Consider the following 18,523-nt stretch of genomic DNA (forward strand, 5'->3'; position numbering starts at 1 on the left):
CGTTAGTATACGCTATTTGCTGGTGGTTCCCAAATAATCACGAAGAAACGCATCCGCTGCTCCAGCTTGTGAACGAGCCGTTGAATACGTCTCGAAAAGCGTGCCGGTTGCCTGATCGTAGGCATCGAAAACCAGCTGCGCCACATCGTCGGGAAGGCCTGCGGCCAGCGTCGCAGCCTCGGCGTCCGCACGGTTGTAGGCATCGTTCTGGGCGACGGCCTCCTCCTTGTTTTTCGCCAGGAACGCGTCATCGGACGCCAGCGCGTAGCCCATGGCCTCGATTCGCTTTGCCACGTAGTCGAGCGGGCTCGCCAGATCGACGTCTGCATACGCGGAGTCAAGCGCTTCGAGCGCCGTCTGGGCATCTGCGAAGGCTCCGACGGCCGCATTGGTCTTATCCTTGGAGGCCGTCACATGCTCTGCGGTAGTATCGGCCACCAAGGCGGCGGCATCGCGGGCGAGGGCATCGGCCTCGACGACCCGCTGCCATGCCTCCCTCACGGCGCGCGCGGCCTCGTCCGCCCGCTGCGCCTGCTCGACGATCTGCCGGCCGCTCTCGATCAGCGCGGTACGCGCACCTGTGGCCGCAACGGTCTGGTTCGCCGCCTCCTTGTCCTCGGACTCGCGCAGGTCAACCGACACGCGGCGCGCGGCGGCATCGGCCTCCTCAAGCTGTGCGAGCGCAGCGGGGAGCTTTGCGAGCACGCTGTCGGCTTGGGCCAGGGAGCCGGCATCGAGCGGATTAGCCACGATCCCGTCCAGTGCCACCACCGTTTCGTCAGCCTCCCTGATGAGATCGAGCGCCTCGTCGAGTTGGGCCACCTGATGCAAATGCCGTTGATGATCCTGGTAAAGGTACCAACCGCCCGCGCCCGCTAGGCACAGACCCACCACCACCACGAGGGTAGCCGCCAACATGCGATGAAGGCGACGCCGGGCCTTGCGGAGGGCTATCTCTTCCTCGGGAGAACGAACTAGCTTCGAGGGGACGGGGGCAGGGGCTCCTGCTGCCGGCGCCGCGGAGCCGGCAGCGGCCGTCTTGCGCGGCGCTCCTGTTGGCACCGTAGTCGGACCCCCAACATCGGATTTGGGAGAGCCGACGTCTACCGTTCCCAAAGAAGAAGCAGGGGTCGGGTTCTCCGCCGAGGCGAATTCACCGCTCGAGAGCAGCAGACCGCGCTCTTTTGTGGGGGTGGCGATGCTCTTCTTCCGACGTAGCGGCAAGGTGAACAGAGATACATGACCGAACCGGGAAGGGCGCGCGGCGGCGTCCTTCCCGACGTCCCCCTCCAGCTCGTTTTTAGCGGCGTCGAGCACGCTGAACGATATCTCGTTCGACGTGCCCACGGTATGTCGCTTGATGTGGGCGGCCCGTCCCAGTTTGTCGTTTCGCTTACCCATGCATCGGCTCCGCGAGAACCGCCGCCCGTCAGGCGGGCGACTCGTCGTCAGCGGCCGCTGCGAGCTCCGCCACGATCTCGGCACACGTGCACACTTTGATGGTGCGGCTGGGCAACGAGTTCAGGAACGCCTTGCCGTAGCCCTTCGTCACCAGGCGCTTGTCCGCCAGGATGAGCACGCCGCGATCGTCCGCCTTGCGGATGAGGCGGCCGGCCGCCTGCTTCGTCTCCAGCACGGCCTGAGGCAGCACGTAACGCCTCCATGCCTGGTCGTCGCGTGCAGCACGCTCGCATGAGAGCGGGTCCGTGGGCTTCGCGAACGGCAGCTTCGGAATGACGACGCCCTTGAGCGTGGCGCCCGGTGCGTCGAATCCTTCCCAGAAGCTCTTGAGCGCGAACAGCGACAAGTGCTCGTCCGCGAGGAAATCGTCCCGCAGGCCTTTGACCGACACGCCCCACTTCTGACACACGAGGCGCAGGTCGTCGGTCTTGATCGCCGGCTGCACCACGTCGAAGCAACGTTCCATCTCGCGGCGGTTCGTGAACAGCGTGAGCATCGACCCCTGCTGCGCGCGGTGCACGTCCACGAGCAACCTCTGCAAACGCTCCAGGTAGGCAGGGTCGTTCGGTTCGGGCATGTCCGAGGCCACGTACACCGTCATATGCGCATCGAAGTCGTAGCTCGAATCCAGCTTGCAAGCGCGGCAGTGCGACAGTTCGCCGGTGTTCAAGCCCAAGGCCGCCTCGAAGGCGTCAAATTTCTCGTCCACCGCCAGCGTGGCACTGGCGAACACCACGGAATGGGTGCGGGCGTACAGCGTCTCGTTCATCGCTTCGCCCACATTGAGCAGCAGGGCCTCCAGCTTGTCGGTGGCCTTGTCGTTCTTGCGGCAGAGCGACGCCGCGTAGGCGTAGCCATCGGGCGCTTGCACGAGAATCAGCTCGACAGCCCTGATCTGGTCTTTCAACTCCATAGCGAGGGAGGCTATCTCGCGCTGCACGTCGGCGGCGCCATCAACGTCCTCCAGGTATCCCACCAGTTCCTGGCACGGGGTGACGAGCTTCTCGGCCGCATCGGCCATCACGCGGCCGAGTGACGCCACGTAAGAGAACGTCTCGCTGCTCCTGATGTCGTCGTTGAGCCAAAGCTCCACGTAGTCGTAGGCCTTTCCGCGCTTGTTCGCATCGAAGAACAGCAGGTCCTTCAAGTGGGTGGTGAACTCCCGGGCGGCTTCGCCGTAGGCCTTGCCAGCGGCGCGCGCCTTGCTGGTGAGGGCGTAGAACAGCACAGCGCCCTCCCCTTTCTCCGGCGCGATCACACGGCGCTCGGCGCGCAGGAACACATTGCGCGACGCCTCGTCGGCAGATAAGCGCGTGGTCAGGCGCAAGATATCCTCGGCCGAAAGTGCCAGCGAGAAGGCGCGGCGAGCCTCGGCCTCGGCACCGTGAGCCTCGTCGACCACCCAGTAGCGGATCGGGGGCAGCAATCCCCCGTCGGCAGCCAGATCGCAGAACAGAAGGCTATGGTTCGTTACCACGATATCCGCGCTCTCGGCACGACGGCGGGCGCCGTGGACGAAACACGACGTGCCGAAATAGGGACACTTGCGTCGCAGGCAGTCGTGGCTCGTCGTGGTGATGGCGAAACGCGGAAGCAGGCGGTAATCGATCTTCAGGCCGTCCATGTCGTCGTACTCGGTCTGCTCGATGTACGAGAGCAGCGCGGCGAGCGCGGGAGCCTGCGACTGCTCCTTGCCGGCAACGAGGCGCGTGCCGGGCCCTTCGACGGTCAAGCGGTCGATCTTCCGCAGGCACGGGTAATGGGAGAATCCCTTGAGCGCGGCATAGGTGAGCCCTTCAGGGATTTCACCAAGGGCATCAGCATTATCGCACGGAGCATTTCCACCGGTGATACCCGCCTCCGCAAGCGCAGTGCCCAGCGCCGGCAGCTCATGGTAGACAAGCTGGTCGAGCAGGGCATTGGTCTTCGTCGCAATACCCACGGCAATATTGTTCTTGCGGGCCGTCAAGGCTGCCGGAACCAAATAGGCCATAGACTTTCCCACGCCCGTACCGGCCTCTACCATGAGGTTCTCGGAGGCGGCGAAAGCGGCGCGCACGGCCTCGGCCATCGCCAGTTGCTCGGCACGCGGCTCGAAGTTGCGATAGAGGCCTCCCACCAACCCTTCGGCGGCGAAGGCGGCGGTGATCTCCTCGTCAGAAGGGAATGCCAGATCGCGGAGGGGATCGGCTGCTATGGCATCGGCATCCGTCTTCGGCTTGCGGTCGAACTTCGCCACACGCTCACGGCGCAAGACGCGCAGCGAGAAGCGCTGACGTGCTGCCTCGGATTCTGGTTTTCCCAATTCATTCGTTTGACCTGCGCATATGATATCATCATCGCCTCTTTTGCCGGCGAAATAATCGAACACGACCTGGGTCGGCCATTGCTCGGGCGTCGCCATGCGCGCTATCTCGCGCACGAGCGGCACGGGCATCGCCCCGACAGCCGCCAAGAGGATGCGGAAGATGGAGCAGGTGGCCTCGACATCGGCATCGGCCCGATGCGTCGAGAGCGGCGCGCCGAAGGCCTTCACCAAGTCGAGCAGGCGATGCGATTTCAAACGAGGAAGCGCGATGCGCGCAAGGTCGAGCGAATCGATCCACGTGTTCTCCAACAGCGGGTAACCACTGGGATGGCGGGTGGTGAACGTGCGGTCGAACTCGGCATTATGCGCGACTATTTTCGCATCTCCCACGAATTTTACCAGATCAGACAAGGCATCGGATGGATGTGGCGCATCCGCCACATCCTCGTCGTGGATATCGGTCAAATAGGCGACATCCTCCGGAATAGGCTTCCCCGGGTTCACGAACGTGATGAACCAGTCGACGATCCTCCCCTGATCCATGCGGGCGGCGGCGATCTGCGTCAGCTCGTCGTGATTGAACGAGAAACCGGTCGTCTCGGTGTCGAGGACCACGATATTGCGATCAAGATCCCCATAATCGCTTTCAGCGGCAATTGCCGGCAGCGAAGCATAACGCGCCTCGATAGCTGCAGACGTCCCATCGCTTATAAAAGTTTGCAGGATACCATGCGCCTGCTCGCTGTGCTTTTCCATAACGATCAGCCTACCATCTCTCAACTGTTCGTACAAACCAAAACGCCCTTGCCCGGGTAAAAGCCCATCCAACATCAGAAATGTTTCACGTGAAACATTCATGGTACACTTCATCCTGCACCTGAACCGCTCGAGGGGATACCATGGAAACCACCTACACTGGATTTTACGCACGCTTCGATACACCATCCAAAAAGGACGCTGCGGTACTGCTTGGAGCCGACAATCTTGTCGGCGACCTTTTCGATGTGGAATTCGTCACCGAAGATGGCACGGCCGTAGCCTGGATAGTAAACCGTTTCGGACACCGCGTCGCCTTCCTCGATGCGGATACAACGAGACGGCTCCGCGTACTTCACGCCCGCAATTGGATGATCAAGGCGCTGCTCTCTTTCGTTGCCTTCACGGACAGCCCGGAACCAGGCGAGTATTGGGGCGAGGTTGCCATTCTCTGCTTCTCACCGGAGCACGAGCAGGCTTTCACGACATTTGCAGGCAACGTCGCCCAGCGCTTGATGGAAGGAATCCGCCCCGAAGTCGACCTCGGCGAGCAGGGCATCAAACAGATACTTGATAGCAACGGCACTTGGTCACCTTCGAAAACGGTGCCTCTTCCAACCAAGAAGCCGGGAACGGTGATCATGAAGGGCCGACGCAAGATGTCGGAGAGGCTTATCGAGCAAGGACGCAAAGGTAACAAGGGCTGCTATATAGTTAGTTGGATATTCATACTTGCTGTAGTTGCGCTTGCCCTGTTCGGGCTGAAAACATGTGGAGTATTTTAACTCTCTCCAGATGTTTCACGTGAAACATCCTTGGTGCTTGCTAGAGAAATCGCCGATTGTTTCACGTGAAACAATCGGCGATCATTTTTATTTTGACTCTTCCCTAAGTCAATGTTTCACGTGAAACATTGACTTTATATCAGCCGACCCGCACTGATCATTTTTTCTCAAGTGCAAATTCAATCAGCATCGTACACAGTTCGGGAAACGATATCCCATCAGCGCGGGCCGCGTCGGGGAGCAGCGAAGTACCCGTCATACCCGGGATGGTATTCGTCTCGAGTATCCACCACTTTCCCTCGTCATCCAGAATGAAGTCCGACCGAGATACGCCAGCACAATCAAGGGCCTTATGCGCTTTGACGGCCATATCCTGAATCTGCTTCGTCGTTTCTTCCGAAAGAGGGGCCGGACAAAGATGCTGCGAAGCGCCCGGCTTGTATTTTGCCTCGTAATCATAGAAGTCGTTTACTGGAACGATCTCGATAATCGGAAGAGCTCGCGGATCATCGTTGCCGATTACTGCCACGGTCAGTTCTTTGCCTTTTATATAGCGCTCGATCAAGATCTCGTTATCAAGCTCGCGAACTTTCTCAATCGCCTCTTGAAGTGCTTTTCGCTCATCGACTATGAAAACACCTAAAGCGCTTCCCTCTGTGGCAGGTTTCACCACGCAGTGCTCTCCCAAGCTGTCTACAATCATATCGATGTCAGCAGGGTTAGCAGAACGCAATGTGACAGATGGGGGTGTTGGAATGCCGGCCGCTTGGTAAAAGACCTTTGATTTCACCTTATCCATGGCAAGGGCACTTGACCACACGCCCGAACCAATATAAGGAAGTCCAATCATCTCGAGCATTCCCTGCAACGTTCCATCTTCCCCGTATTTGCCGTGCAGACAGATGAATACCACATCGAATCCGCCATCGATGAGCTTCTTCAGGTCCTCTTTGTCAGCAGGATCAAGTACCGTCACTCGAAAACCTGCCTCCGTCAAAGCCTGGTGTGCTCCCTCGCCCGACGCAAGCGATACTTCACGTTCACCGCTGATGCCGCCAACGAGCAGCGCAACATGGCAATGCTGGGGGTCAACGCATGCAACCATGAAACGAACCTTCTTTCGTTGAAGAACCAATAGCTTGCTGAGTATAGCAATGTTTCACGTGAAACATTTCAAACAACTATGATGAGATATAATGCGGCCATGATAAAACCCATCAAAACATATTCGCTCGAAGAACTTCAACAGCTGATGAAGGAACTCGATCAACCGGTTTTTCGGGCAAAGCAGCTTTACGAATGGCTTTACTTACATAATGCGAGCAGCTATGACGAGATGACGAACCTTCCTCGAACTTTGCGTGAGCAACTTTCCATCGACTATCCCCTTTTCATTTCCAATGTCGTGGATTCTCAAACCTCACAAGATGGAACAGCAAAGTATGTAATTTCTTACCATGACGGGGCACGGGTAGAGACAGTTGCCATACCTTCATCCGATGGCAGGCTCACCGTGTGCTGTTCAACGCAAGCTGGTTGTGCCATGGGATGTGCCTTCTGCGCTACGGGCAAAGAGGGCTTCACCCGCAATCTCTCGGCTGGAGAAATAGTCGAGCAGGTTTTGATTGTGCAGACGCGTATGGGAAAACGTGTATCCAATGTGGTGGCTATGGGACAAGGGGAGCCCTTCCTCAATTACGAGCAGACGCTAAGCGCCCTGCGTATTCTCAACGACGCGAGACTCCTCAATATCGGAGCGCGACACATCACGCTTTCCACCTGCGGTATCCTTTCCGGTATCGACCGCCTCGGAACCGAACCCGAACAGTTTACCCTTGCAGTGTCGCTTCATGCGGCAATTCAGCGTACGCGTGACAAGATCATGCCGGGCGTTGCAAACTATGAGCTAGGCAAGCTTAAAACGGCGCTCCTCAAATACATCGAGCGTACGAATAGGCGCATCACCCTTGAGTATGCCATGATGAACAGCATTAACGACAACGAAAACGACCTGAAAGCACTCATAGAGTTTTGCGAGGGATTGCTCTGCCATGTCAACCTTATTCCTTTGAACGAAATCGAAGAGTCAGAGTTTTCCCCAAGCAAGATCCAAACAATGAACCACTGGCACCTGTCCCTCAATAAGAGCGGCATAGAGACGACCATACGGCATTCGCGTGGAAGCGACATCGCTGGCGCATGCGGCCAACTGAAGAATGCTGTGAAACATCTCTAGGTGTTTCACGTGAAACATTTCAATCTCATCGCACAAAAAGAGCGCCTCGGAAGGGCGCTCTTTTTTCTAATCTGTAATGTTTCATGTGAAACATTACGAAGTCGATGCTATCAATTCCTCGAACAACTTCTCTAATTCCTCTTCGTCCTTGAACTCGATCTCGATCTTATTCTTGCCCTGCACTGTTTTCACCCTGACGTTCGTGTGCAGGACATCCCTAAGCGCTTTCGCCACGGTCTTAAACGATTTCGGCGTCGGTTGGCGCGTTTGGGCCGATTCTGGGCTCTTCTTGCCGGCAAGCAGGCGTGCAATTGCCTCCGTTTCCCTCACCGACAGCTTTTCTTCCACCAGCTTCTGGGATAGCTTCAGTCTTCCCTCCTTCGAAGGGATGGACAAGATTGCACGCGCATGACCTGCCGTGATCTTCTCCTCGAACAGCAATTGCTGGGCCTCTTCTGGCAGTTCCAGAAGACGCAGCGCATTGGCGACCGTCGATCGTCCTTTCGACATTGCCTGGGCGACTTCCGACTGCGTGAGGTTGCGTCGCTCCATCATTCGACGGTAACCGTACGCTTCCTCGATGGGATTCAAATCCGAACGCTGGATATTCTCCACCAAAGCCAGCTCGAGTGCCTTATCATCATCCGCTTCCTTGATGCGGATAGGAACGGTTTTCATGCCGATCGAACGACATGCCTGCCATCGACGCTCTCCAGCGATGATCTGGTACTTTTGAGAACCGACCGGCCTTACGAGAATAGGTTGCAGTAGACCGTCTTTTTGGATAGAGGTCGCAAGCTCCTCGATTTCCTCTTGCTTGAAGTTCGTTCGCGGCTGATCGGGATTCGGCGATATTGATTCGAGCGGCACTTCGTCGGTTCGGCGCTGCACCACACTCTTAATGGTCACATGGTCCTCGTCCTTGATGAAATTATCTGCAGATACGCCTTTGTCCTGCGGCACAAGTGGGGGAGCCGGCGCCTCGGCAGATACCGGTGCCGAAAACGCGCGCTTTATCGGCTCGTCAAGCTCCTCTGCCTCGATAACAACCCGAGGTGCCGGTTTTGCCGGCTCCGGAGGAACAGCTTCCTCGTAAGAGCCACCCAACAACGAGTTCAGACCGCGTCCCAATCCGCTTTTCGTCGATTTAGCCACGGTTTATCACTTCCTTTGCAAGATCAACGTACGATTGGGCGCCTTTACCAGACGGATCGTACTGTGTTATCGGTTGCCCGAAGCTTGGAGCCTCGGAAAGCTTAACGGTACGCGGAATGAGCGTATCGAAAACAATTTTGCCGAAATAATTGCGCACTTCTTCGACAACCTGCTTTGAAAGCGTGGTTCTGCCGTCGTACATCGTCAACAACACACCGAAGATATCCAATGACGGATTAAGGCGTGTTTTGACACGTTTCATCGAATCGAGGAGTTTTGTCACACCTTCCAGTGCATAGAACTCGCATTGGATAGGTATGAGAAGCTTGTCAGCGGCCACGAGGGCATTTACGGTAAGCAAGCCAAGCGAGGGGGGACAGTCAATGAAAACATAATCGTATTTACCACGCAACGAGCCAACCGAGTCGCGCAGGCGGTTCTCACGAGCCATCTCGGCAACCAGCTCGACTTCCGCGCCGGCCAGGTTGATAGTGGCGGGAATAACGTCCAAACCTTCGCATACGTCGGGAATGATAACGTCCTCTACCGCTACATCATTCAAAAGCACATCGTAAACGCAATGCTCGACACGGCTTTTCTCGATACCGAGTCCGCTCGAAGAGTTGCCCTGGGGGTCGAGATCTACCAAGAGCACCTGCTTGCCCATTTCACCGAGCGCAGCAGATAAGTTAATCGCGGTCGTTGATTTCCCGACGCCGCCTTTCTGGTTGATGATCGCCATGACCTTCGTCTGGCCCACCACATGCTTTACCGGCGCTTTGTCCTTGAAAGACTTGATAGGCTTAAGGGGTATATCCTTTTCCACCTCGGGAACAACTTCACGTTCGACTACTTCGATATCCTCTATGACGATATCGTCCTCGTACGTCGTATTCTCGATAACGATGGGTTCTTCATTTGATTTGACAGTCTCAGCTGCTTTTCTATCACGTTTCAGACTATCGAACAGTCCCACAAAAGGCCCCCTTTCAAGAGCATTGAAGCTAGTATACCTTGTTTGTGTTTCACGTGAAACACTATAGCGGTGGATTGACAGGGTTCTTGCAAGATCCATGCAAGAACCCTGTCTGATAGGTGCAAGATTCAGCCGGCTGCCATGTTGTATTCCTGCAAGGTCCAAGCAACTGGGAGCCGGTTGAAATACGGTTCTCCGGCAAGGTTGCGGCGTTATGATCTGAATGATAACGTCGATCAACCTAAGAAGGTGCCAATGAACCGTGCTGCGCGTACCCGCCTAGCTGAACGGGCCAGATACATGAGAAAGAATATGACCGAAGCGGAAAAGATATTTTGGTTTCGCTTCCTCCGTGAATATCCCATTCGATTCTCGAACCAAATTATCGTCGGTCCTTACATCGTCGATTTCTATTGCAGAAAAGTAAGGTTAAGCATAGAGCTCGATGGATCCCAACATTACGAGGAGGTCCACCGAAAATACGACGAGATACGAACTACTTACTTGGAAATGGAAGGAATCAAGGAATTACGTTTCCAAAACTCTTATATTTGGGACCATTTCGAAGGAGTGTGCGAGACTATTCACCGAGAAGTCGAACTCCGAAGGAATGACCTTTCGTCTATCCCTCTTTCAGAAGTTCGAAACAAGCGATGATGTTTCACGTGAAACATCATCGCTTGTTGTCGCTCGAACACTCGAATGTTTCACGTGAAACATCCTTTGGTTAAAGAGGCTTCTTTTGGGCAAAACCGACATGACGGGGGAGCTTTAACTTAGAGCGGCCTGATTTCTTGAAGGTTATGATCCTTCGAGAAGTTTCGCCATCGCTTAACATGAGCGTTCTGTCAGAATACAGGCGCATACCAAGTTTCTCTTGCAACGACAGAGCATGCTCCCATTCTTCGTCTTGCACGTTTGCTTTATAACAGATCAGCAGCCCGCCGCTTATAAGCAACGGGCTTGCCAATTCCATGAGAACCGACAGCTTCGAAAGAGCGCGTGCAGTCAACGCTGCGAACGCGCGAGGGCGCTCGAGAGCCAGGTCTTCGATACGGCCACCATAGGTCGACACCTGCTCGGCTATCCCAAGCTCTGAAAGAACTGTACCGACAATAGCCATTTTCTTTTGAACGGAATCTACGAGAACGGTCTTCCTCCCTGATTCAAGTGCCAAAGGAACACCGGGAAATCCGCCACCGCTCCCAAGATCGCCGTACAAGCCTTCAGGAGCCTTCATCAACTCCTCCAGTCCGGCTAGCGAGTCTTCTATATGAAGTTTGCGCGCTTCTTCGAGCGATGAGATGCGCGTGAGATTCGTTTTTTCATTCGCTTCAAGGATCTTCTCCAAATAGAGATCGATGAGTGCTTCGTGCTGCATGGGCAATCCTTCGATACGAGGCGAGTTTTCACCACAAGTGTACCATCACGCAGAATGTTTCACGTGAAACATCGCCTATAAAAAAGCCTCCCAATGGGAGGCTTTCAATTAACGAGGGAGGATCACAACGTGTCGGGCGCTTCCTTCACCTTCTGACGCGGTTTCCACGCGGTCATCATCTCGAAGAGTGATATGAACGATACGTCGCTCGTAAGGCGTCATTGGACGGAGCTTGATGCTACGGTTTTGGCTGGCTGCACGGTTGGCAGAAGAACGGGCAATGGATTCCAGCTTCTCACGCTGACGCCCCTTATAACCCTCGATATCGACGACGACCGGATAACGATACCCTATCGTGCGCACCGTGATGGCAGATACCAGGAATTGCAGGGCGTCGAGCGTTTTTCCATGGCGACCGATAAGCACCGCAAGATCGTCACCTGTGATATCGAGAATAAGCTCACCCTCATCGCCCTCGTACTCGTCGATCGTCACTTCGCCGACGTTGAAGTACTTGAGGATATCCTGCAGCGCCGCAATAGCCGTGTCGGCAATGCGATCGAGCTCCTCGTCGGTCAGATCAACCGGCTCCTCCACAGTTTCCCCAGCGCTCTGCTTCTCTTCGACAATTTCATCAGCCATGGCAGACTCCTTCAATAGGCAATCCAAATGAGGCGGGGAGAAACCGATCTTCCGAGCCCCATTGTTTCACGTGAAACAATCGGTGCGAAGCCTAGCGCTTCTTCGTCGGACGAGGCTTCTTAACCTTGCGCGTGACGTCGACCTCGATCGGCTTCACCTCGATGGTCTCGGCAGCCTCCGCGTCGCGCTTCTTCATGATGCGCATGGAGATCTGCTGCTGGCCGAGGCCGATGAGCGAGGAAGCACCCCAGAACAGCAGAACACCAGCCGGAGAGCCCCAGCTGATCCACAGCATGAACACGCTCATGACCGCGGACATGATCACCATCTGCTTGCGCTGTGCGTTGTCCTTGTTGTTCATCTGCTGCAGAACCATCGGAAGGAACGTGGCTCCAGCAAACACCACCATAAGGATCAAATAAGGAACAAATGTTCCAAAACCCTGTGCAAACGCCTCGGAAGGCCGCTCGACAAGGCTAGGCACCAAGTTATAGAACTCGTACGTAGAGCCTTCGGTACGGGCCCCCATCTCGGAAAGCACTTGGAACAGGGCCATGAAGATAGGCATCTGCAGGAGCATGGGCAGGCAGCCCGCCAGGGGATTGAACTTCACCTCGGCATAGAGCTTCTGCATCTCCTCCTGCTGCCGCTGCGGGTCGTCGGCATACTTCGTCTGGATTTCTTTCATCAGAGGCTGGACCTTCTGCATCTGGAAAGAAGACTTCGTCTGCTTGTGCATGAGCGGCGAGATCAGCACGCGGAAGATGACCGTTACGATGATAATCGCCATGCCCCAGTCCCCGCAGAAATCATAGAAGAACTGGATGATCTGGAATATCAAATCCTTAAATGCGTCCCACATGTAGCTTTTTCCTTCCTATATACCAAAGAGGCCGCACGATCCCCTCGATCAAGGGACGGGATCGTATCCGTGAGGGCCTCCTGGACGGCATCGTAGAATCCGCTTCACCGTCAGCTTCAGCCCCTTCCAGAACCCGTAGCGTCTAAACGCGATGATCCCGTATTCAGAACAAGTTGGCGTGAAACGGCAGCACGAGGGAAAAAGCGGAGAGATGGCTGCGCGGTAGAACGTGATCATAAACACCGCGGTCTTGCAGGGCAGGTGTTTTATGAAATCGGAGATCGTCCCCATCGCGTGAACCTCATCGCACCCCGGCTCGCTTCAACGTATCGTCACATGCTGCTAGCACTTTACTATAAGACGCCCGCACGATGTTCGACTTTGCGAGGAAAATCACATCGTAGCCCCTCCAAGGGCCGCCAAGTTCGCGACATATCGCCCTCATGCGTCGTTTAGCGCTGTTCCTCCACACCGCGTTGCCCAGTTTCTTCCCAGCAATAAAAGCAGCACGACCGGATGGGTCGTGCTGCTTTTCGTTGCGTACCACGATGAACGTGAGGTAGGGCGTGTGCAAACGCTTGCCGTGGGTAAACAGGGACGATATCTCCGCGTTGGATTTTATGGTCTCCAACCCAGAACCCCTGGTTACACGCAGAGGCGCTTGCGTCCCTTGGCGCGACGAGCAGACAGGACGGCGCGGCCACCCTTCGTCGACATGCGGGCACGGAAGCCGTGGCACTTGGCGCGCTTGCGCGTGTTAGGTTGATACGTGCGCTTCATGGTCATTTCCCTTTCGATACTTTCAAGAGCAACTTCCAAAGTATATATCATGTTATCGGGACGTCAAGCGTATTTCCACGAAGCAGCGGCAATAAATCGAAGGATGAATCGTTTGAAGACAAGGAGCGCGGAGATCCGCCAAACAGGTTTTCCACTTAAGGAAAGAACACCTGTTCACCTCCATGCCATTTTCACAACTCTTCGAAGGGGAAAACCTAAGGTGGAGCACCTGCCACTGCTTTTCTCCAACAAAACCAATGAGGTTTAATGCTCGAAGTGAGCGAGAAATTGTGGAAAATGGGGAAAACCGCGATTTCATTCGGCGGCCTTTGTGGAAATCTCTAACGACAGCCGTTTGTCAAGGGTGTGTTTAAAAGGAATTTACAAAGGCCCTATCAGCCATTTTGGATTCCACTCTTAATGAACACGCTTTTGATCTGGTATTTCTCACCGATCCACCATACAAATTATTTTCAGAGGTTGCCGTATCGCAATGTTCCTTACACCGAATCGACACCATTTGCATGGGTAGATGAATCCTATCTGGGGAAACCTTTTCCTCTTGCAAGTCAATGAAAATTTCAACAATTCAGGCGCTTTTCAACGTTTTCCAGAATTCTCCATTCAGTCTTGTTCATGGTTTTCCACTTTTTCTGAATAAAATGTTGAAAACTCTGAAAAACCCTCTTCGTTACTGCTTTCATTTTCATTCGATAATGAATGAAAGCAAATTCAATCCATGAATTCCGCAGGTGAATAGATTCACGCATGAAAAAAAGGTACAATGCCGTTGAATGTCTTTGAAAAATGTTGAATATCGAATCTGAAAAACGGAATACCATTGAACGACCAGATTGAACATTCAAACCAAGGCAATGAACCCGCTGATGGCAACGCCGGTGCGTTCGACTATACCTATGTGCAGACCGTTGCGCGCATAGCTCAGTACGATGATCTCCGCAGCGCGCCGCGTATCACCGAGATCCAGCCGGCACCCACGGCGGACTTCATCGAGCACCTTGCCTCGAAAATCTACGAACAGGCGAAGATGGCGGGCGGCACGATTCCCTATACCGTCATCCGCGAGGTATCGGAAAACTTCATCCATGCACGGTTCGCCGAGATCATCGTCTCCATCCTTGACGAGGGGAACACCATCAGGTTCGCCGACCAGGGTCCGGGGATCATGATGAAAGACAAGGCGCAGCTGCCCGGCTTCACATCGGCCATCGAGCCGATGAAGCACTATATCCGCGGTGTCGGATCGGGCCTTCCCATCGTGAAGGAGTACTTGGACTTCTCGCACGGCACCATCTCGATCGAAGATAACCTCGGTACTGGCGCGGTGGTCACCATCAGCCTGAAAAGCAATGAGGAATCGGCGGCCTACGTACCGGAATCACCCTATGAACAGCGAAGACCTGCCACTAGCGGGAGGGGATACGCTCCGCAGCCGGCAATGCCGCCGCTTCCGCCGCTATCACAGCGCGAGCGCGACTTCCTGCCCATCTTCTTGAGCGAAGGTGCGCTGGGCGTCACCGACCTAGCCCGGCTCACCGGAGTGCCCCAGTCGAGCACGTACGTAACCCTCTCGAAGCTGGAAGAGGCCGGCCTTATAGAGAAGACCGCCGGGCAGAAGCGCATTCTGACCGATCTGGGCTTCCACGTGGCGAATTCGCTATAATCGCCACGAAGGGACGGGCATCCGCCGTAACAGGACGCAACAGGGCGGCATCCGTTCTACCGTAAGTAAAACCTCCTCAAGAGGGGAATAACCATGGAAAGCGAAAAGCTCGAGCAGGTCTGGCGCGCAGTTTGCGATCAGGTCAAAAGCTACAACAACATAGACCCTTCGCAGATCAATGCCTTCTTCTCGCGGCTGCAGCCCCAGGCGATGAGCGAGGATTTCCTCATGCTCACAGCCGACAACGACTTTATCAAGACATGGATCGAGCGGCACTACGTCGACTTCATCAAGCAGGCGCTCATGGATTTGTACCGCACGGCGTTCACCGTGCTCATCGAGGTGGATATCGCAGCGGAGGCGGCAGGAGCGGCCCAGGGCATGGTTGCCTCGGCGCCGGCCGCGCCTTCGTCGGCGACGATGGCGCCGGCAGGGGCACCGGCCGCTGCTGCAGAAGGAGCACCTGCAGGCGTCGGCGGCTACACGGCAGGGGCGCCTACGGCCTCCCAACCCCCCTCCCAGCAGACGGCGGCCGAACAACCGCCCATCGCCTCCCAGATCGCCGACGCTTACGAGCCGGGCGGCGACGATGCCCTGGGCGACGTCTACCAAGACGAAGATGAGCCGGGCGGACCCGATAGGCCCACGTCCACGCTCACATTCGAGAACTTTGTCATCGGCGACTCCAACCGCATGGCTTACTCCATGGCCGTGGCCGTGGCCGAGATGCCGGGCAAGGCGCACCTGAACCCCTTGTTCATCTATGGCAAGTCGGGCCTCGGAAAGACCCACTTGTTGCGCGCCATCCAGAACTATGTGCATGAGACCATGCCCAACCTCTCTACCATCTACGTGGACTCTGCCGAGCTGCTCTCTGATTACATGGAAGCCAGTGCCGCGCACGACAAGGAGAAATCCAGCTACAAGAACTTCAAGACGCGCTACGAGGAAGCCGACGTGCTGCTCATCGACGACGTGCAGTACCTGCAGGGCAAGAAGCAGACGCTCGATATCGTGTTCCAGATATTCAACAAGCTCACCGGCCAAGGACGCCAGGTGGTGCTCTCGGCCGACCGCGCGCCGAAGAACATCGACATCGATGAGCGCTACAAGAGCCGCTTCAACTCCGGCGGCACGTTCGATATTCAACCGCCGGAGATAGAGACGAAGCTCGGCATCGTGAAGAGTTTTGCGGACGAGTACCGAGCCACCGAGGGAAAAGCCAGCTTCTCCATCCCCGACGATATACAGATGTATATCGCGGAGAGCTCCAGCTCGAACATCCGCGAGTTGAAGAGCGCCGTGACGAAGGTTATCTACCAGATGACGTTCTTCAACCAGCCCGACCTGAGCCTGGACGATGTGCGCAGCCTGTTGGAGAACCACTTCTCAGGCGGACCGTCGAAGCGGCTGACCATCGCCGACATCCAGAAGGAAGTGGAGACGTTCTACAAGGTGAGCCACGCCGACCTGGTGGGAAAGAAGCGCACGCGCAACATCATCTACGCGCGGCAGATCGCCATCTATCTATCGCGGCAGATGCTCGACCTGCCGTTCAACGACATCGGTAAGAAGTTCAACCGCGACCACTCCACCGTCATGTACTCGGTGACGAACGTGGAGGAGAAGATGAAGGAAAGCCGCGAGCTGCGCGAGGAATTGGAAACCCTGAAGCAGCTCATCCGGGAAATATAAGCTTCAGCAGATGACGGGAAAACAAGGAGAGAAGTAAACCCCGCCGGATGTTTCACGTGAAACATCCTATTGGGCGGGCCGTGGCGGGCCTGATCGCACCTCCTGTGTTTCACGTGAAACACGCTCGATTCGACCGAACGTGCATTTCCGTTCGACGGTACCGCTGTGCTGTTTCACGTGAAACACAGGGAACTCGTCAGGAAGGCATCCAGGCTTAAAACTGACGTTGCATGTGAAGCCTTCGCTATTGGAAGTTTTTCCGAGCACCGCAAGATCCGCGAACTGGCATAGAGCGAACGATCGTTCGGCGGAAACATGACTGAAAGATGACTGGCAACTTGGTGAAAACCACCGGTTCGCTTGGGAAAGATAATGAAAGCAATAAAAGATGTTGAGGGAGGGTACGTGCCCTCCACGTCGGAAACAGCAATAAAAAGGGACGTTGAAGAGGGACGATGCAAGTTATCCACAAATCCACCGTCCTTATTGTTATCATTATTAAAAACTCAGATAAATTATGGAAGACCTTTAGAGAAAAGAATCGCGGCGCACCCGCCGCAGCCGGACAAAACCGTGAGGCAAAATAACCGGGAGAATTTATAATGGCAGCGTAACATGACGTGATGTTTGCCATACTGGGTGGAACTGCGCACGCGCATAGGTGAGAGAAAGGGAACGCCTTGAAATTCAGCATCAACCAATCGGAACTTCAGAACGCCTTGAGCGTGGTGCTCAAGGGCGTGGCCACGCGATCGACGCTTCCCATCCTCTCCGGCGTGTTCCTCGAGGCGGACAACGACTCCCTCACGCTGCAAACCACGGACCTCGAGCTGTCCGTGCAGTACACGGTTGCCGCCCTCGTGGAGCAGCCCGGCCGCGCCGTCGTGCCCGGCAAGCTGTTCGCCGACATCGTGAAGAACCTTCCCGATGCGGCCGTGCACGTGGAGGCCGACGAGGAGAACGCCGTCATCACCTGCGACACGGCCTCTTTCTCCATCAAGGCGCTCAATCCCGACGACTTCCCCGGATTTCCGCATGTCGACGTGACCCAGCGCGTGGATATCCCGTTCGCCCAGTTCTCGTCCATGGTTCGCCGCGTGGCCCGGGTGGTTTCCAAGGACGAGAGCCGGGCCATCCTCACCGGTGTGCTTATCACCATCGAAGACGGGCGCCTGAAGATGGTGGCCACCGACTCGTACCGCCTGGCCATCACCGAGGCCGAGCTGCCCGAGTACGCGGGCGAGGAGTTTCAGGCCGTCATCGCAGGCACATTCCTGCAGGATATCGCCGCGCTGCCGAAGACCGACGGGCCCGTTTCGTTTGCGCTGGCCGAGAACCAGATCGTCGTGACCTACCAGGACACGGTGTTCGTGAACCGCCGCATAGAGGGAAACTTCCCGAACTACCGCCAGCTGCTGCCCGATTCCCACACTACCCGCGTGAGCATGCCCGTGGAACACCTCGTGGCAGGCGTGAAACGCGCGTCGCTGCTCGGCCAGTCCTCCTCGCCCGTGCGCTTCGACATCAACATCGCCTCGCAGACCACGCAGCTGTCGTCCGTGGCCCAGGACGTGGGCTCGGCGCAGGAGACCATTGCGTGCTCCGGGGAGGGCGAGGACGTGGAGATAGCCTTCAACTACGCGTACCTGCTCGACGGCCTTGCCGCCGTGGGAACCGACGAGGTGTTCCTGGAGGTACAGTCGTCGCTGAAGCCGGGCATCTTCAAGGCAGCCGAGCCGGAGAACTTCCTGTACCTCGTCATGCCGGTACGCATCGCCTAGGCGCATCCGCATCCTCTGCAT

Annotated in this window: 17 protein-coding genes; 6 read left to right on the plus strand and 11 right to left on the minus strand. The window is 56.0% G+C overall.

Translation table 11 applies throughout. The features are described 5' to 3' along the window. Positions 1-12 precede the first annotated feature (12 nt). Entirely contained in the window at positions 13-1,347 is a 1,335-nt protein-coding gene (locus LB310_RS03770) for a hypothetical protein (protein WP_301154566.1), read from the minus strand. Between the two features lie 82 nt (positions 1,348-1,429). Next, on the minus strand, positions 1,430-4,525 hold the full coding sequence (locus LB310_RS03775; protein ID WP_301154567.1) for a helicase C-terminal domain-containing protein: 3,096 nt from the start codon (positions 4,523-4,525) through the stop codon (positions 1,430-1,432). A gap of 143 nt (positions 4,526-4,668) precedes the next feature. Between LB310_RS03775 and LB310_RS03780 the strand changes: the two genes are divergently transcribed. After that, positions 4,669-5,310: a hypothetical protein gene (locus tag LB310_RS03780; protein WP_087191145.1), complete on the plus strand. Its 642-nt coding sequence runs from the start codon at positions 4,669-4,671 to the stop codon at positions 5,308-5,310. A gap of 157 nt (positions 5,311-5,467) precedes the next feature. On the opposite strand, the gene LB310_RS03785 is transcribed toward LB310_RS03780, so the two are convergent. Next, positions 5,468-6,415 carry a D-alanine--D-alanine ligase gene (locus LB310_RS03785; RefSeq protein ID WP_301154568.1) on the minus strand — a complete coding sequence of 316 codons (948 nt, stop codon included), beginning with the start codon at positions 6,413-6,415 and terminating at the stop codon, positions 5,468-5,470. A 99-nt stretch (positions 6,416-6,514) separates the two neighbouring features. Between LB310_RS03785 and rlmN the strand changes: the two genes are divergently transcribed. Next, complete coding sequence (rlmN, locus tag LB310_RS03790; protein ID WP_301154569.1) at positions 6,515-7,546, plus strand: 23S rRNA (adenine(2503)-C(2))-methyltransferase RlmN; 1,032 nt, start codon at positions 6,515-6,517, stop codon at positions 7,544-7,546. A gap of 93 nt (positions 7,547-7,639) precedes the next feature. Here rlmN and LB310_RS03795 read toward each other — a convergent pair whose 3' ends face one another. Continuing rightward, entirely contained in the window at positions 7,640-8,701 is a 1,062-nt protein-coding gene (locus LB310_RS03795; protein ID WP_301154570.1) for a ParB/RepB/Spo0J family partition protein, read from the minus strand. Next, positions 8,694-9,575, minus strand: coding sequence for a ParA family protein (locus LB310_RS03800; RefSeq protein ID WP_087191201.1), 882 nt, complete (start codon positions 9,573-9,575; stop codon positions 8,694-8,696). The genes LB310_RS03795 and LB310_RS03800 overlap by 8 nt, the downstream gene beginning before the upstream one ends. A gap of 357 nt (positions 9,576-9,932) precedes the next feature. Here LB310_RS03800 and LB310_RS03805 point away from each other — a divergent pair, with 357 nt between their 5' ends. Continuing rightward, a complete protein-coding gene (locus LB310_RS03805; RefSeq protein WP_301154571.1) occupies positions 9,933-10,334 on the plus strand; it encodes an endonuclease domain-containing protein in 402 nt (133 codons plus the stop codon). Positions 10,335-10,404: 70 nt separating this feature from the next. On the opposite strand, the gene rsmG is transcribed toward LB310_RS03805, so the two are convergent. The 6 genes from rsmG to rpmH all read right to left on the minus strand — a co-directional run bounded on the left by rsmG (position 10,405) and on the right by rpmH (position 13,342). Next, a complete protein-coding gene (gene rsmG / locus LB310_RS03810; RefSeq protein WP_301154572.1) occupies positions 10,405-11,058 on the minus strand; it encodes a 16S rRNA (guanine(527)-N(7))-methyltransferase RsmG in 654 nt (217 codons plus the stop codon). Positions 11,059-11,166: 108 nt separating this feature from the next. Further along, complete coding sequence (locus tag LB310_RS03815; RefSeq protein ID WP_087191150.1) at positions 11,167-11,700, minus strand: R3H domain-containing nucleic acid-binding protein; 534 nt, start codon at positions 11,698-11,700, stop codon at positions 11,167-11,169. 91 nt (positions 11,701-11,791) lie between these two features. Further along, a complete protein-coding gene (locus LB310_RS03820) occupies positions 11,792-12,562 on the minus strand; it encodes a YidC/Oxa1 family membrane protein insertase (RefSeq protein WP_087191151.1) in 771 nt (256 codons plus the stop codon). A 48-nt stretch (positions 12,563-12,610) separates the two neighbouring features. Continuing rightward, positions 12,611-12,844 (minus strand): membrane protein insertion efficiency factor YidD, encoded by a 234-nt coding sequence (yidD, locus tag LB310_RS03825; protein WP_096228620.1) that lies wholly within the window; start codon positions 12,842-12,844, stop codon positions 12,611-12,613. Positions 12,845-12,863: 19 nt separating this feature from the next. Continuing rightward, a complete protein-coding gene (gene rnpA, locus LB310_RS03830) occupies positions 12,864-13,193 on the minus strand; it encodes a ribonuclease P protein component (protein WP_301154573.1) in 330 nt (109 codons plus the stop codon). Positions 13,194-13,207: 14 nt separating this feature from the next. Beyond that, positions 13,208-13,342 (minus strand): 50S ribosomal protein L34, encoded by a 135-nt coding sequence (gene rpmH / locus LB310_RS03835; RefSeq protein ID WP_041239173.1) that lies wholly within the window; start codon positions 13,340-13,342, stop codon positions 13,208-13,210. An 841-nt stretch (positions 13,343-14,183) separates the two neighbouring features. Between rpmH and LB310_RS03840 the strand changes: the two genes are divergently transcribed. From LB310_RS03840 to dnaN, 3 genes are all read left to right on the plus strand, one after another. Beyond that, complete coding sequence (locus LB310_RS03840) at positions 14,184-15,026, plus strand: ATP-binding protein (RefSeq protein ID WP_166521698.1); 843 nt, start codon at positions 14,184-14,186, stop codon at positions 15,024-15,026. A 93-nt stretch (positions 15,027-15,119) separates the two neighbouring features. Next, entirely contained in the window at positions 15,120-16,721 is a 1,602-nt protein-coding gene (dnaA, locus tag LB310_RS03845) for a chromosomal replication initiator protein DnaA (RefSeq protein WP_301154574.1), read from the plus strand. Between the two features lie 680 nt (positions 16,722-17,401). After that, complete coding sequence (gene dnaN, locus LB310_RS03850) at positions 17,402-18,502, plus strand: DNA polymerase III subunit beta (RefSeq protein ID WP_096227512.1); 1,101 nt, start codon at positions 17,402-17,404, stop codon at positions 18,500-18,502. The last annotated feature ends 21 nt before the right edge of the window (positions 18,503-18,523 follow it).

The sequence above is a fragment of the Gordonibacter sp. RACS_AR49 genome (assembly GCF_030418435.1).
GTDB classification, from domain to species: domain Bacteria; phylum Actinomycetota; class Coriobacteriia; order Coriobacteriales; family Eggerthellaceae; genus Gordonibacter; species Gordonibacter urolithinfaciens.